This is a genomic window from Thermaerobacter sp. PB12/4term, from assembly GCF_003403315.2.
In the GTDB taxonomy this organism is placed as follows: domain Bacteria; phylum Bacillota; class Sulfobacillia; order Thermaerobacterales; family Thermaerobacteraceae; genus Thermaerobacter.
In genome coordinates this window covers 699497-713916 of sequence record NZ_CP048407.1, presented here as the reverse complement: position 1 = coordinate 713916, position 14420 = coordinate 699497, and the positions used below count along the sequence as shown (strand labels likewise).

General features: G+C 71.0%; 9 protein-coding genes and 1 pseudogene. 2 read left to right on the top strand and 8 right to left on the bottom strand.

The genetic code is table 11. From position 1 onward, the window contains the following. Positions 1-125 precede the first annotated feature (125 nt). Positions 126-428, bottom strand: a pseudogene (locus DYI95_RS12215) (winged helix-turn-helix transcriptional regulator); the annotation flags it as partial. Positions 429-848: 420 nt separating this feature from the next. Between DYI95_RS12215 and DYI95_RS02930 the strand changes: the two are divergent. Further along, positions 849-1415, top strand: a complete 567-nt coding sequence (locus DYI95_RS02930) for a YceI family protein (RefSeq protein WP_116900892.1) — start codon at positions 849-851, stop codon at positions 1413-1415. A 339-nt stretch (positions 1416-1754) separates the two neighbouring features. Here the strand turns inward: DYI95_RS02930 and asnB are convergent, their stop codons facing one another. Further along, positions 1755-3602 carry an asparagine synthase (glutamine-hydrolyzing) gene (gene asnB / locus DYI95_RS02925; RefSeq protein ID WP_116900893.1) on the bottom strand — a complete coding sequence of 616 codons (1848 nt, stop codon included), beginning with the start codon at positions 3600-3602 and terminating at the stop codon, positions 1755-1757. Between the two features lie 512 nt (positions 3603-4114). Here asnB and DYI95_RS02920 point away from each other — a divergent pair. After that, the gene (locus DYI95_RS02920) at positions 4115-5446 is read left to right on the top strand and encodes an ammonium transporter (protein WP_116900894.1); all 1332 of its coding nucleotides are present in this window, start codon (positions 4115-4117) and stop codon (positions 5444-5446) included. 72 nt (positions 5447-5518) lie between these two features. Here the strand turns inward: DYI95_RS02920 and DYI95_RS02915 are convergent, their stop codons facing one another. The 6 genes from DYI95_RS02915 to nadE all read right to left on the bottom strand — a co-directional run bounded on the left by DYI95_RS02915 (position 5519) and on the right by nadE (position 14409). Continuing rightward, a complete protein-coding gene (locus tag DYI95_RS02915; protein ID WP_116900895.1) occupies positions 5519-6142 on the bottom strand; it encodes an ANTAR domain-containing response regulator in 624 nt (207 codons plus the stop codon). 511 nt (positions 6143-6653) lie between these two features. Next, positions 6654-7979 (bottom strand): type I glutamate--ammonia ligase, encoded by a 1326-nt coding sequence (gene glnA, locus DYI95_RS02910; RefSeq protein WP_371731895.1) that lies wholly within the window; start codon positions 7977-7979, stop codon positions 6654-6656. A gap of 59 nt (positions 7980-8038) precedes the next feature. After that, on the bottom strand, positions 8039-8344 hold the full coding sequence (locus tag DYI95_RS13175) for a MerR family transcriptional regulator (RefSeq protein ID WP_371731894.1): 306 nt from the start codon (positions 8342-8344) through the stop codon (positions 8039-8041). 290 nt (positions 8345-8634) lie between these two features. After that, complete coding sequence (locus DYI95_RS02900; RefSeq protein ID WP_243149828.1) at positions 8635-10728, bottom strand: penicillin-binding transpeptidase domain-containing protein; 2094 nt, start codon at positions 10726-10728, stop codon at positions 8635-8637. Between the two features lie 331 nt (positions 10729-11059). Next, positions 11060-12268, bottom strand: a complete 1209-nt coding sequence (locus tag DYI95_RS02895; protein ID WP_116900899.1) for a mechanosensitive ion channel family protein — start codon at positions 12266-12268, stop codon at positions 11060-11062. 86 nt (positions 12269-12354) lie between these two features. Further along, on the bottom strand, positions 12355-14409 hold the full coding sequence (gene nadE / locus DYI95_RS12210; RefSeq protein ID WP_243149827.1) for an NAD(+) synthase: 2055 nt from the start codon (positions 14407-14409) through the stop codon (positions 12355-12357). Between the last annotated feature and the right edge of the window lie 11 nt (positions 14410-14420).

Genomic DNA, 14420 nt, shown 5'->3' with positions numbered 1-14420 from the left:
CGGCCGGGGTCCGGACCGGCCTGTTCGAGCCCGGCGGGAGCGGCGTCCCCGTCCCCACCGCCGCCGTCGCCACCGTCCCCCTCACCCGTCTCCCCGGCAGCGGGTTCGGCGGTCACCCCATCGCACCACCGGTCGGCCCACGCCTGAATGGCGGCCACCACCGGCTCCAGGGCCCGCCCCTTCTCGGTGAGCTCGTACTCGATCAGCACAGGCCGCGTGTCCCGCACGTGGCGGGCGACGATCCCGGCTTCCTCCAGTTCCTTGAGCCGCTCCGAGAGCATGCGGTCGCTCATCTCGGGCAGGCTGGCCTTGAAGTCGCAGAAGCGCTTCTTCCCGGTGAGGAGGATGCGCAAGATCAGGCCCGTCCACTTCTTGCCCAGGATCTGCACGGCCTGCTCGTAGCGCGGGCACACTTTGACGGGATCCACGGCCGGTGGCTACCTCCTTTCGCTGGGCCGCCTCGCGCACGATGGCCTCGCTGGCCCGGCGGGCGCGCTGCACCTCTTCCGGATCCGCCGGGTCGACGGCTTGCCCCGGGGGCGGCGCAGGACGCCCTCCAGGCCACCCTGCACCGGGCCACCCGGCACCGGACGCCGGCAATGGCCGGCTCCTGCCGATAGGCTGCCCCGCGACCTGCCGGGGGACCGGCACCATCCTGGGGGACCCGGTGGCGCCGGGAAACGGAGATGACCGGGGTCACGACCATCTCCATCGTAACATGCCTGTTGACGACCTGGGAAGCGACACTATACGATAGAGTTGCTTCACTAAAGTAAGTTATGGGCCGTCCGGTTCGTTACTATCCCTTGGGGACGAACCCGGCCCAGGGACGACAGGAGGTCGGGATCGTGGCCGAAGCCGCAGCCACCGTCACTCGGTGGACCATCGACGCCTCCCATAGCACCGTGGAGTTCGCCGTCCGGCACATGATGATCTCCACGGTGAAGGGGCACTTCGGCAAGATCGAGGGCTACCTCGATGCGCCGAACATCAACGACCTGAGCCAGGGCGCCCGGCTGGAGGCCCGGATCGACGCCTCCACCGTGGACACCCGCGAGCCCCAGCGGGACGAGCACCTGCGCTCGGCGGACTTCTTCGACGTGGCCAACTATCCCCACATCGAGTTCCGCAGCACCCGCATCGAGAAGACCGGCGAGAACCGGTACAAGGTCACAGGCGACCTCTCCATCCGCGGCGTGACCAAGGAGGTCACCTGGGACCTGACCTACGAGGGCGGCGGCAAGGACCCGTGGGGCAACCAGCGGGTGGCCTTCCACGCCGAGACCAAGGTCAACCGCAAGGACTTCGGCCTGCAGTGGAACATGCTGCTGGAGTCCGGTGGCGTCCTGGTGGGCGACGAGGTCCGCGTGTCGGTGGACGTCGAGCTGGTCCAGCAGGGCGCGAACCAGGGCTGAGGTCGCAGCCCAAGAGGAGCACCAAGCGGAAGTCGAACCGGAACCCGAACCACGATAGGGCGACCCGGGACATCCCGGGCCGCCCTATCGTCATCCATCGCGCCTTGAGCCTCTCCCGCCGTCCTTCCCCTTCGCGCTCCGGGGTCCATGTTCGCCCTGCCTACCGGGCCGCACGCCGTCGCTCCTGCCGGCCGGACCGCTGCGGTCGATCCGGCCGCCAGGATCGACCCGGCCGTTGTAGCCCGTCCGGCCGCCTGAGAAGGAGTCCTCTGCCCGCCACGGCCGTCCGACCCGCCCTCACACCACCGCCGTGGCAGCCGCATGGCCACCGCCCCGCGCTCAGACCTCGATCCGGACCTTGTACTTGCGGAGCCACAGGTCCACCTGGGCCAGGTAGGCCAGCATCTGCGGCCGGCGCATCAGCTGGCCGAACCAGGGGATGTCGAACTCCCCTTCCGCCTCCACCAGCTGCCGCACCGCCGCCTCGTCGATCAGCAGCCGCAGGGGCGAGGCCGGATCGTCCAGGACGGAGCGCATCCAGGCCTGCATGGCCGCCAGGTAGGCGGGGTTGAAGGTCTTGGGGTACGGGCTCTTCTTGCGCCAGAGCACCTCCGGCGGCAGGATGCCCTCAAGGGCGTGGCGTAGCAGCCCCTTCTCGCGGCCACTCATCGTCTTGAGTTCCCAAGGCACGTTCCAAACGTACTCCACCAAGCGGGGATCGCAGAAGGGTACCCGCACCTCCAAGCCCACGGCCATGCTCATCCGGTCGTTGCGGTCGAGCAGCACCGGCATCCAGCGGGTGAGGGTCAGGTAGGCGATCTCCCGGCGGCGGGCGGCGGCCGGTTCTTCCCCCTCCAGGCGCGGCACCTCCGCCAGGGCCTCCCGGTACCGTTCGGCCAGGTACTCCACGGGGCGGAGCCGGGCCCGCAGTTCCGGGTTCAGCACCTGCAGGCGGGCGTCGACCTTCAGGGACCAGGGGAAGGTCCCGGCCTCCAGCGCGTCCTGGCGGTAGAACCAGGGGTACCCGCAGAACACCTCGTCGGCGCACTCCCCGGAGAGGGCGACGGTGACGTCGCGCTTGATCTCCTGGCAGAAGAGCAGCAGCGAGGCGTCGATGTCGGCCATGCCGGGCAGGTCGCGGGCCGTCATGGCCGCAGGCAGGGCCTCCACCAGGGCCGCGGTCGACAGCCGCACCACCCGGTGCCGGGTGCCCAGGGTGCGGGCCATCAGGTCGACGTAGGGGGCGTCGGCCTCGGGCTGGAAGTCGTTGGGTTGGAAGAACCGGTCGTTGCCCTCGTAGTCGACGGAGAAGGTCCGCAGGGGTTCCGCCTGCCCCGCCCCGGCCAGGGCGCGGACGGCCAGGGCGGTGACGGCGCTGGAATCAAGGCCGCCCGAAAGCAGCGTGCCCAGGGGAACGTCGGAGACCAGCTGGCGGCGGACGGCGTCGGCCAGCAGGTCGCGCACCGTCGCCACCGTCTCCGCCGGGCCATCGGTATGGGGCCGGCTCTCCAGGTGCCAGTAACGGCCCTGGCGCAGGCCGCGCCGGTCGAAGATCACATAGTGGCCCGGCAGGACCTCCCGCACCCCGCGGAAGATGCCGTGCCCCGGGGTGCGGGCCGGGCCGACGGCGAAGATCTCGGCCAGCCCTTCGGCATCCACCACGGGCTCCACGGCGGGATGGGCCAGCAAGCCCTTGAGTTCGGAGGCAAAGATCAGGCCGGTGCCCTGCTCCCGGTAGAACAGCGGCTTGATGCCGAAGTGGTCCCGGGCCAGGACGAGGCGCTGGGCCGGTTCGTCCCAGACGGCGAAGGCAAAGATGCCGTTGAACCGCCGGGGGGCCTGCTCTCCCCAGGCCAGGTAGGCGGCCAGCACCACCTCCGTGTCGGAGCGGGTGGTGAAGGTGTAGCCCAGGGACTCCAGCTCCCGGCGCAATTCCGCCGTGTTGTAGAGCTCGCCGTTGTACGTCAGGACCACGGGGCCGCCGCCCCGCTCCCGCACCATGGGCTGCGCGCCGCCGGCCGGGTCGATGACGATCAGGCGCCGGTGACCGATGGCGGCGTGGCGGGAGACCCAGTACCCGTCGTCGTCCGGGCCACGGCATGCAAGGGTGCCGGTCATGGCTTTCAGCACGGCCCCCTCCCGGGTGAGATCCCGCTCCCAGTCGATCCAGCCCGCGATACCGCACATGGGGTTTCGACCTCCTCTGGCAGGCGGCAGGCCCGGCCGGAAACCGCAGCCTGGCCGGCAGGGCCCTTCCTGGGCGATGCCGGGCAGGTGCCCATCCTGCCTGGGCCATGGTACGCGGGCTTCCCCGGGCCGTGCCTGTCCATCCGGCCGGGCCCGCCCGAGGCGTCAGCGGTCCAGGCGCGGGCAAGGCAGCGGCGGGCCCGCAGGGGTGGCGCCCGGCGGCGCTCCTCCAGGCTTCTCCGACCGTCATCTTCTGGTCAGGGGATGGTCAGGGCGCGGTCAGCGCGGGATCGTTGACGGCCCCGCAGGAGGTCCCTACCTTCGGAAGTGAGGTCGACCTGGGCGTCCCGCCGCAGGCGGGGGTGCGCGCAGGCAGGGCCGGGACAGGACAGCGGCGTCCGCCACGGGCAACGGAGCCCACCTGCAGCCGTAGCGCTGCGGGTGGGCTTTGCTTGTTGTTGCGGTCCCTGCTGCTGTGCTCGGCTTACAGCTCGTGGGAGGGAGTGAGGATCATGCCCGAGGCCGTCAGTGCCGACGCGGTGGCGGTTGCCCTCAACACGGCGTGGACGTTGTTGGCCGCCTTTCTCGTCTTTTTCATGCAGGCGGGTTTTGCACTGGTCGAAGCAGGCTTCACGCGCGCCAAGAACGCGGCCAACATCGTCCTGAAAAACCTGATGGACTTCGCCGTCGCCTCGCCGGCTTTTTGGACCGTCGGTTTCGCCCTGATGTTCGGAGCCGACACCGCGGGGCTGATCGGGACGACGGGCTGGTTCAGCCAGGAGGCCGGCTTCGGCCACCTCGACTTGTCGCTGCCGTTCCTGGCCTTCCTCATGTTCCAGACGGTCTTTGCCGGTACTTCGGCCACCATCGTCTCGGGCGCCATGGCCGAACGGACGAAGTTCGCCTCCTACCTGGTCTTCAGCGCGGTCATGTCCATGCTGATCTACCCGGTGGTCGGGCACTGGATCTGGGGCGGGGGATGGCTCGCCCAACTCGGCATGCTGGACTTCGCGGGCTCGACGGTGGTGCATTCCGTCGGTGCGTGGGCAGCGCTGGCCGGCGTCATCCTGCTGGGTCCCCGGTTGGGGCGCTTCGGCCCTGACGGGCGGCCCCACAAGATTCGCGGTCACAGCGTCACCCTCGCGGCCCTGGGCGTCTTCATCCTCTGGTTCGGCTGGTTCGGCTTCAACCCCGGCAGCACCCTGGCTGCCACCGATGCCAACATCGCCCGCATCGCCGTCACCACCAACCTGGGAGCGGCCGCCGGGGCCCTGGCGGCCTTGCTGGCGGCGTGGCTCAAGCAGGGCAAGCCCGACGTGGAGGCCGCCCTCAATGGCTGCCTGGGCGGGCTGGTGGCCATCACCGCCGGAACGGCCTGGGTGAGCCCTGCCAGCTCGATTGTCATCGGCGGCGTGGGCGGTCTCGCCGTCCTCGCAGGAACGGCCCTCCTGGAGCGATGGCACGTGGACGATGCGGTCGGCGCCATCCCCGTCCATGGTGCCGCGGGCGTCTGGGGCACCCTGGCGGTCGGCCTCTTCCATGAGGAACAGGGCCTGCTCTTCGGTGGCGGCAGCCAGCTGCTGGTCGCCCAGTTCATCGGGGTGGTCGCGGTGGCCGTGTGGACCTTCGCCGCCTCCTACGTCACCTTCGCCCTGATCAAGGCCACCATCGGCCTGCGGGTGACTCCCCAGGAAGAAGAGCACGGCCTCGACCTGGGCGAGCACGACACCGTGGCGTATCCCGAGTTTGTCGCCACCGCCGCGACGGCGCAAGAGGTGGCGCCCCTGCCGAGCACACCCGTGATGGCACCGGCTCCGGCGTCCGCCCGTGGCGGCGGCGACTGAATCCAGGGGACATTCCCCACGGCCCCGCACCGGCCCGCAAGGCCACCGGCCTTGCGGGCCGGTGCGTTCTCCCTACCGCCGCCCGCGTCCGGAGCGGCGGGACCCGGTCTCGTCCAGGGCGGTGAACTCGATGATGCTCTGCGCAATCTCGCGCAAGGGCTTGCGGTGGCGCATGGCCGTGTCGCGCAGCCGCTTGTACGCCTCGGATTCCGCCAGGTCGAACCGGTCCATGAGGATGCCCTTGGCCCGTTCGATGATCTTCCGGTCCTCCAGCTTCCGCATCGCTTCGTCCACCATCTCCCGGGCCTGCTGTAGGCGCCCGGCGCCGGCCATCAGCGCCCGGCAGACGGCCACCAGCTGCCACTTGGGGGCGTCGGCGGGGAGCAACGCCCAGACCGGCCAATCCTCGGAGGCCAGATGCTGCCACAATCCCTCGGGCTCCGGGTCCCCAGGATCCACCATCCACAGCACGGGCCTGCCCGTCACCCGGCCCAGGGTCCGGGTGCGCTCGGCGGGGCGCTCGATGCCCGCGGGACGCATCACGAACAGGTCGGCATGCCGGCGGGCAAGCCACTGTTCCGACGGCCACCCCACCTGCACCAGGATGGACCACCCCGTATCCAGAAGGGCCCCGGGCAAGCGGCCCCCGGGGCCTGCGGAGTCGAAGCCGAACACGATCACTTCCGGCTTGTTCATCCCTTGCCTCCCCGCCTATTGCCGGCTCCACCGGCGCCCCGGCCGGGGAGGTCCGCCCCCGAAAGGGGCCGGCCGCCCTGCCGGAGCGCCATGCCAGCCCTGGTGGCACCAGGGCGGGGGCCCGCGTCTCTCTCGCCCGCGTCGCCGCCGTCCCGGCGGCGCAGGGTCCCGCTGCGCCGGGACGCCGCGCCTCCCCGCTATCATACGGCGCCGGCCGGCGGTTGAGGATGCCCTCCGGCCTGCCGGGCCCCGCCCGTCGCCCTCCGCCCATCCAGGGAACCGGGGGCCGGGGGAACCCCAGCAACGACCCCGTCCACCAGCCAAGGGACCACCGCCCGGCGCCGGTCCGCTCCGGCGCAGCCGGGCGCACAGGCTCCCGTGGGCGGGCATGGAACCAATGCGGCCGGGACCGTGCTGCGGGGGCACGGTCCCGGCCGGCACTGGCGACAGGGCCCTCCTCCCCGGCGTGGCCGGCGGAGGAAGCCGCTGGTATCAAGAACCCGTCAACCGGTCAATACTTCGCCAGGTACTCTTGCAGCTCCCACGGCGAGATCTGGGTGCGGTAGACGTCCCACTCGATCTTCTTCGCCTCCAGGTAGCGCGAGGCGACGTGGCTGCCCAGGGCCTCCAGGATCAGAGGATCCTGCTCCAGGGCCCGGATCGCCTCGGCCAGCGAGCCCGGCAGGCTGGCGATGCCGAGTTCTTCCCGCTCGGCCTCAGACATGTGGTAGATGTTGCCCTCCACGGGATCGGGCGGCGTCAGGTGCCGCTTGATGCCATCCAGACCCGCCTTCAGGATCACCGCCAGCGCCAGGTACGGGTTGCACGCGGGGTCGGGCGAGCGCAGCTCGATGCGGGTGCTAAGGCCCCGCTTGGCCGGGATCCGGATCATGGGACTGCGGTTGCGATACGACCACGCCACATATACCGGCGCCTCGTACCCCGGCACCAGCCGCTTGTAGGAATTGACCAGGGGGTTCGTCACCGCGGTGATGGCCCGCGCGTGCTCCATGATGCCGGCGATGTACTGCTTGCAGACGTCGCTCAACCGGTCCGGCGTGTTGGGGTCGTAGAAGGCGTTCTGGTCGCCGCGGAAGAGGGACTGGTGCAGGTGCATGCCCGAGCCGTTCTCGCCGAACAGAGGCTTCGGCATGAAGGTGGCGTGCAGGCCGTGTTGCAGGGCGATGGTCCGGACCACACTGCGGAAGGTGGCGATGTTGTCCGCGGTGGTCACGGCGTCGGCGTACTTGAAGTCGATCTCGTGCTGGGAAGGCGCCACCTCGTGGTGGGCGGCCTCAATCTCGAAGCCCATCTCCTGCAGGGTGAGGACGATCTCCGCCCGTACCTCCTCGCCCTTGTCCACCGGCGCCAGGTCGAAGTAGCCCGCGTGGTCCAGGGTGACCGTCCGGCCCTGCTCGGCGGAGGCGCGTTCAAAGAGGAAGAACTCGGGCTCGGGGCCCACATTCATCACGTAGCCCATCTCCGCGGCTTCGGCCACCACGCGCTTGAGCACATACCGCGGGTCGCCCTCGAAGGGGGTGCCGTCGGGGTTGTAGACGTCGCAGATCAGGCGGGCGGTCCGCCGGCCCTCGCGGGTCTTCCACGGCAGGATGACGAAGGTGGCCGGATCCGGCCGCAGGTACATGTCGGACTCCTCGATGCGGACGAACCCCTCGATGGACGACCCGTCGAACATCAGCTCGCCGGCCAGGGCCTTGTCGATCTGGCTGGCCGGGATCTCCACGTGCTTGACGGTGCCCAGGATGTCGGTGAACTGCAGGCTGATGGTGCCGATGTTCATGTCGCGGATGGCGGCCTTGATGTCGCCGGGGGACATCTTCTTCACGCCGGTTCCTCCTCTCAGCGATTGACCCAGGCTTGGGCCGGTGCATACGATCAGCGTCCGACGACGGTCCGTGGCGATGCCGTGCTGCGACCCTTGTTGTTTACCCATTGCCCCCCATTTCCCCGGGCGCCCCGCTGCGGCTGCAGCCCTGCGCCGTCAGCGGCCAGTATGACCCGCATGGTGTGGACGTTGTGCCCCTGTTGCAGGAGCCACCGGATGCGACGCAGTTGCCGGATGTCCCTGGCCGTGAGCAGGCGTTGTCCGGAGGGACTGCGCGCAAGGCGGACCAAGCCCTTGGCCTCGTAGTAGCGGATTTGCCGCTGGGTCAGTCCCGTGAGCCGCTCCGCTGCGCCCATGGTAAACACGTGCCCTCACCTCCTCGAAACGACAAAGCCCCTGCAGGTCGAACCTGCAGGGGCGCCGTTGCCCACCGGATTGCCGCCACGCCCTTGTGGCAGCCGCGTTAAGATCTGGTGCCAGTATATGCGCCGGCCGGGGCGGTGTCAACGGGATCGTGGGGGCCATTGCGGTGCGGATGGCCGCGGCCGTTTCAGTGCGCCGGGATGCCGCCCTTTCGGTACGGCGGGCTGCAGCGGTTTCGGTGCCACCGAGTCTGAGCCTGCAGGAGCGCCGCTTGTCAAGAGGGTCAATCGGCCTCAGGGCGCCACGCTTCCAGGAGGCGCCGGGCCGCCACCACGGCCGGGTTGGGGCTGCCCTCATCCGCCGCCCCCTGCTGGTGGATGGCAAACACCATCAGAAGCCGCGGCTCGTCGGACCCGGCCGGGTTCGCCCATCCGGCGAACCAGCGCCAGCGGGCTCCCTGCTCCCCGCCGGCCACCTGGGCGGTGCCGGTCTTGCCCGAAACCACCCAGCCCCGGAGAGACGCCAGGCTGTGGGCGGTGCCCGTGGAGTCCGCCACCACCTGGCGCAGCGCCTGCCGGATCACCTGGGCCGTCTCCGGGCGGGCCGCCCCTTCCTTCCAGATGCGGCCGCCGGGCGTCGTACCGGCCGGCTGGCCGGAGGCCGGTTCGTCCAGCAGGAGGCGCGGCCGCAGGACGTCGCCGTCATGGAGGAACGCGGTGTACATGGCCGCCAGCTGCAGCGGGCTCACCTGCACCTGCCCCTGGCCGTAGGCGCTGTCGGCCAGCTGGATCTCCCCCTGGATCCCGCCCTCGCCGGCCACCCGGCCCGGGACCACGCCCAGGACAAAGGGCACCTCCTCCCCCAGCCCGAAGCGGGTCAGGCCCCGCTGGAAGCGCTCTGCCCCCAGGGCAAGGCCGGCCCGGGCGAAGTAGACGTTGTCCGACCACACCAGGGCGCGGATCAGGTCGACGCGCCCCGGCGGGTGGGGCACCCGGCGGACGTAGTAATCACCCCAGGAGGCGTCCTTCTGCCACCGCTCGGGGCTTGGGCCGAAGTCCGTGTCGGGGGCGATGACGCCCTCATCCAGGGCCACGGCCGCGGTGAAGGGCTTGAAGGTCGACCCCGGCGTCAGGGCGGCCAGGGCCTTGTGATAGAGGGGCGAGCGGGGATCGTCGCTGAGCGCCTGCCACTCCTCCGCGGTGATGCCGTCGGCCAGCCGGTTGGGGTCGAATGCCGGCCGGCTGGCCAGGGCCAGCACCTCCCCCGTTGCCGGGTCAAGGACCACCGCCGCCGCCTGGCCGTCCAGTTGGCCGCTGCCCCTTCGCCCTGCGCCGGCTCCGGCGGAACCCAGGGTTTCGTCCAGGGCCCGTTCCACCGCCTGCTGGACGTCCAGGTCCAGGGTCAGCTGCAGGTCCCGGCCCGCCTCCGGCTCGCGGCGGGCGATCTCGGGACCGTCGCTGCCGTCGGCCCGCTCGATCCAGATGCGCCCGCCCCGCCGGCCCCGGAGGTCTTCCTCCAGCGCACGTTCCAGGCCCTGCTTGCCGATGCGGTCGTTGCTGCCGTACCCGGCCTGCCGCCGCTCGTCCGTCAGCTCCTCGGCGGTGATGGGGCCGGTGTAGCCCAGGGTGTGGGCGGCCAGGGCGCCGTGGGGGTACCACCGGGCCGTCTCGCGGCTGGAGCTGATGAGGACGCCGGGGATGGCCAGCAGGTCCTCTTCCGCCGCTTCTGCCCGGGACTCCGGCCAGGTCACGATGGGGACGAACAGGTCGTCCCGGACCCAGGGCTGCGCCAGTTGCTTCTCCACGGCCGCGGTGGAGATGCCGAGCACCTGGGCCAGCCGTTCGGCGGAATCCGCGGCCATCTTGCCGGGGACCAGGCCGATGGCGCGGGCCGGTTCGTCCAGGGCGAGGGGCCGGCCCTTGCGGTCCACGAGGCTGCCCCGCCGGGCCGGCAGGCTCTGGGCCCGCACCTTGTCGCCCTCCTTGAGGTCGGGGAAGATCAGGGCCGGCGTCCACTGGATGCGCCAGCCTTCCTCCTCCCGCACCAGCTGGGCCTGGTACTCCTGGGTGAAGGCGCCGGCCAGGGCCGTCTCCCAGCGGGCGGTGAAGGACAAGGTGACCTGATCCCCCTCCGGGCGGAAGTCGTCGGGCACGTGCACCTCCGCCGAGAGGCCCGTGCGCTCGATCCCCTCTTCGATGCGCCGGTAGCGGTCGGCGAAGTCGTCCTGGGAGATGGCCTCGCGGCTGGTGGCATCCAGCAGGGCGTACACGGCGGCGTAGTCCTGCCGCTGCCAGGCGTCCAGGTACTGGCGCAGGACGGCGTCGGGACCCGGAGCCCGGCTGCAGCCGGCCAGAAACAGGCTGAGAAGCAGGGCCAACAGCAGTCCGAGGACAGTGGCGCCGGAATGGCGCGACCGGAGCCCCCGCGGCAGGCGGGGACTCCAACGGGCGCCCGCCGGCCCAGCGCCGCCGGAACCCCCGCCGGCCAGGCCAGGCGGGACACCGGGAGGCAGCCCCGCCCACCCCCCGCCGGGCCGGAGTATCTTCCAGCCGGTTCGCCGCACGGTTCGCCGCGCCGCGTGTCCAGCGGCTACCTCACCGTCAGGTTGCATCACCGGTCCCCCCGGGGCGCTGGTTCCCGCCCGCCGCCGGTAGCTCGGCGGGGGCGGCATCCAGCCATACTCGTCGACGGGGCATCACGAGCCAAACCTAACCCTCCGCCTGCGTCCGCGCCCGAGTCTGGCCCTGCTCCTCCGGCTCGCTCTGCTCCTGAGGCTGGACCCGCACCGGCCCCTGGCCCTCAGCCCGAGCCGCCTCAGCCGGGATGGTCTCTGTACCCTCCACTACGTGGACCGTCTGGGTAGGGAAGGCGAAGTCGATGCCGTCTTCGCCGAAGCGGCGGTAAATGGCCAGGTTGATGGCCTGCTGGATGTCCATGTAGAGCAGGTAATCCGGATCCGTCACGAAGTAGACGAACTCGAAGATCAGGGCGGAATCGCCCAGTTGTTTGAAGTGACCGCGGTCGAATCGCACCTGGGGCTGGGATTCGATGATCTCCCGCACCATGGCGGGAATGCGCTCCAGCTTCTCCACGGGCGTCCCGTAGGGCACACCGAGGCGAAACTCCACCCGCCGCTCGGCCATGCGCTTCATGTTGCGCACGCGGCTCTTGAGCAGGTCGGCGTTGCTGAAGACGATCTCCTCGCCGGTCAGGGCGCGAACGCGGGTGGTCTTGATGCCCACGTGCTGGACGGTACCGGCGAAGTTGTCAACCACGATGAAATCGCCCACGACAAAGGGCTTGTCAAGCACGATGGAGAGGGACGCAAAGAGATCCCCCAGCACGTTCTGCAGGGCCAGGCCCACCGCGATGCCGGCGATGCCCAGGCCGGCGACCAGGGCGGTGATGTCCATGCCTAGCTGCCGCAGGACCACCAGGATGACCACGGTCCAGAGCCCGACCCGGGAGAGCAGCTGGGCACCGGCCAGGGCCGCCGCCACCTCTTCGTCGTCACCGCGGGCCTCGAAGGCCCGGGTCAGGAAGAAGCCGATGGCGTAGTTGGCCCAGAGAGCCACCTGGAGGATCAACACGATGGAGGTGATCTGGCGGATGCGGAAGGCGACGGGCTCGGGGATCAGCAGGGCATGGGACCCGGCCCACACGGCCACCGCCAGCAGGGTGAGGAACCCGGTGCGGCGCTGCAGCAGCTCGACGAGGAAGTCGTCCCAGGCACTGGCGGTCCGGCCGGCCAGGTGGGCCAGCCGCGAGGCCAGGCGGTCCCGGAGCAGCAACAGCAACAGCAGGACCGCCACGGCGATGCCCAGGGCCACGAGCCAGCGCCAGGCAGGATTGCCCAGGATGGGCCAGCGGGTGAAGGGTGCAGCGGCCATGGCGAAGAGATCCATCTCACCCGTCACGGTTCCACCTCCCCACACACCATCCTTCGCAACAGCCGCCCAGCGGGCGGGCCTCAGGGCAATGGTGAACGCTTTGAAGCAAACCCTTAGCCCGCGGAGCCCCCATCGCCCGGCACAGCTTCCCGGTAACCGCTGGTAATGGGATAGCGGCGGTCCCGGCCGAAAGCCCGGGCCGTGATCTTCGGTCCCGGAGCCGCCTGGCGCCGCTTGTACTCGCTGCCCGCCACCAGGTGGACGGCCCGGCGCACCGCTTCGGCAGGGAACCCCCGGGCCACCAGGGCGGCGGCGGGCAGGTCCCTCTCCACATACGCTGCGAGGATCGGGTCGAGTACCGCGTAAGGGGGCAGGCTGTCCTCATCCTTCTGGCCCGGGCGCAGCTCGGCGGTGGGCGCCTTCTCCAGCACCGAGCGCGGGATCACCGGGCCCCCGGGCCAGCCGTTCCGGTACGCGGCCAGCCGGTAGACCAGGGTCTTGGGAACGTCCTTGAGGGGCGCGAAGCCGCCGGCCATGTCGCCGTAGAGGGTGGCGTAGCCCGTGGCCAGCTCGCTCTTGTTGCCGGTGGCCAGCACGAGCCCGCCGAACTTGTTGGCCAGGGCCATGAGCAGGGTGCCGCGGATGCGGGCCTGCAGGTTCTCCTCCGCCACGTCGAAGGGCCGGTCGCCGAACAGGGGCGCCAGGGCCTGCCGGAAGGCGCCGAAGATCTCGCCGATGGGAATGGTCTCAAGGCCGATGCCCAGGTTGCGGGCCACGGCCTCGGCATCGTCCAGGCTGGAGGCGGAGGTGAAGGGCGATGGCATGCGCACGCCCGTCACCTGCCGGGGGCCCAGGGCATCGGCCGCCAGGCAGGCCACCAGGGCGGAGTCGATGCCGCCGCTGAGACCAAGCCACGCCCGGCGAAAGCCGTTCTTCTCGAAATAGTCCCGCAGGGCCAGCACCAGGGCGGCGTAGACCTCTGCCTCGCCCTCCAGCACCTCTACCTGCCGGGGCGGAAGCGGCGGGCGCGACGCCACCGGCGGCCGAACCGGCTGAAGCGGCGGGGGATCTCCAGCCGTCCCCGCCTGCCGGGATGCCACGGCCAGTGGGGGTGAGGCAGGGTGCGCGGCCGGCCCCGACACCAGGGGCGATCGGGACGTCTCGGCAGGCGGAGCCCCCTGGAACGCCGCAGGCCCTTCCGGCGGCTGCGGAGCCGCCGGCGCCTCCGGAGCCGTCCCGGGCGCCGCCACCCCGGGCACCGCAACCCCCGACCCAGCCACCGGGCCGGGGGGTCGCCCCCCGGGGCCGCCTCCGGCGGCCGGTTCGTCCAGGTCGACATGCTCGACCCGGGCCGCCTCCTCGGGCGTCACCGGCATGTGGCGGTAACGGGGCTCGTGCCAGCGGGCCACGGCGGCGGCCGCCGGGTCGTAGTCCCAGAAGAACAGGTCCTCGGCAAAGGGGCGGCCCCGGGCGGCGACCTGGCCGCCGGCGTCGACCACCAGGCTGTGGCCGTCGAAGACCAGCTCGTCCTGGCCGCCCACCAGGTTGGCGTAGACGATGGCCACGCCGAAGTCGGTGGCCCGGGTGATCAGCAGCCCCTCCCGCTCCCGGGGCTTGCCCATGTGGTACGGGGAGGCGGACAGGTTGAGCAGGATCTCCGCCCCGCCGGCCAGGGCCTGCTCCCGGATGGGCCCGTGGGGGTACCAGAGGTCTTCGCAGATGCTGACGCCCAGGGCCACGCCCCGCAGGTGCAGCACCAGGGCCCGCCGGCCGGGGGCGAAGTAGCGCTCCTCGTCGAATACCCCGTAGTTGGGCAAAAACCGCTTGCAGGCCACCGCCCTGATCTGCCCGCCCTGGAGTACCGCGGCGGCGTTGTAGAGGTCCCGGTCCCGGTGGACAAACCCCACCAGGGCCACGGGCCCCGCGGCCAGCTCCCCGGCCAGCCACCCCAGCCAGTGGCGGGTGGTGTCGACGAAGGCCGGCCGGAAGACCAGATCTTCCGGCGGATAACCCGTCAGGGCCAGCTCGGGGAAGACCACCAGGTCGGCGCCGGCTTGAGCGGCATCGGCCGCGAACCGGGCCAGCTTGCGGGCGTTGCCTTCCAGATCGCCCACCGTGACGTTGACCTGGGCGACGGCGATGCGCAAGGGAGCGGCAGCAGGGTCCAAGGCGGTTCCTC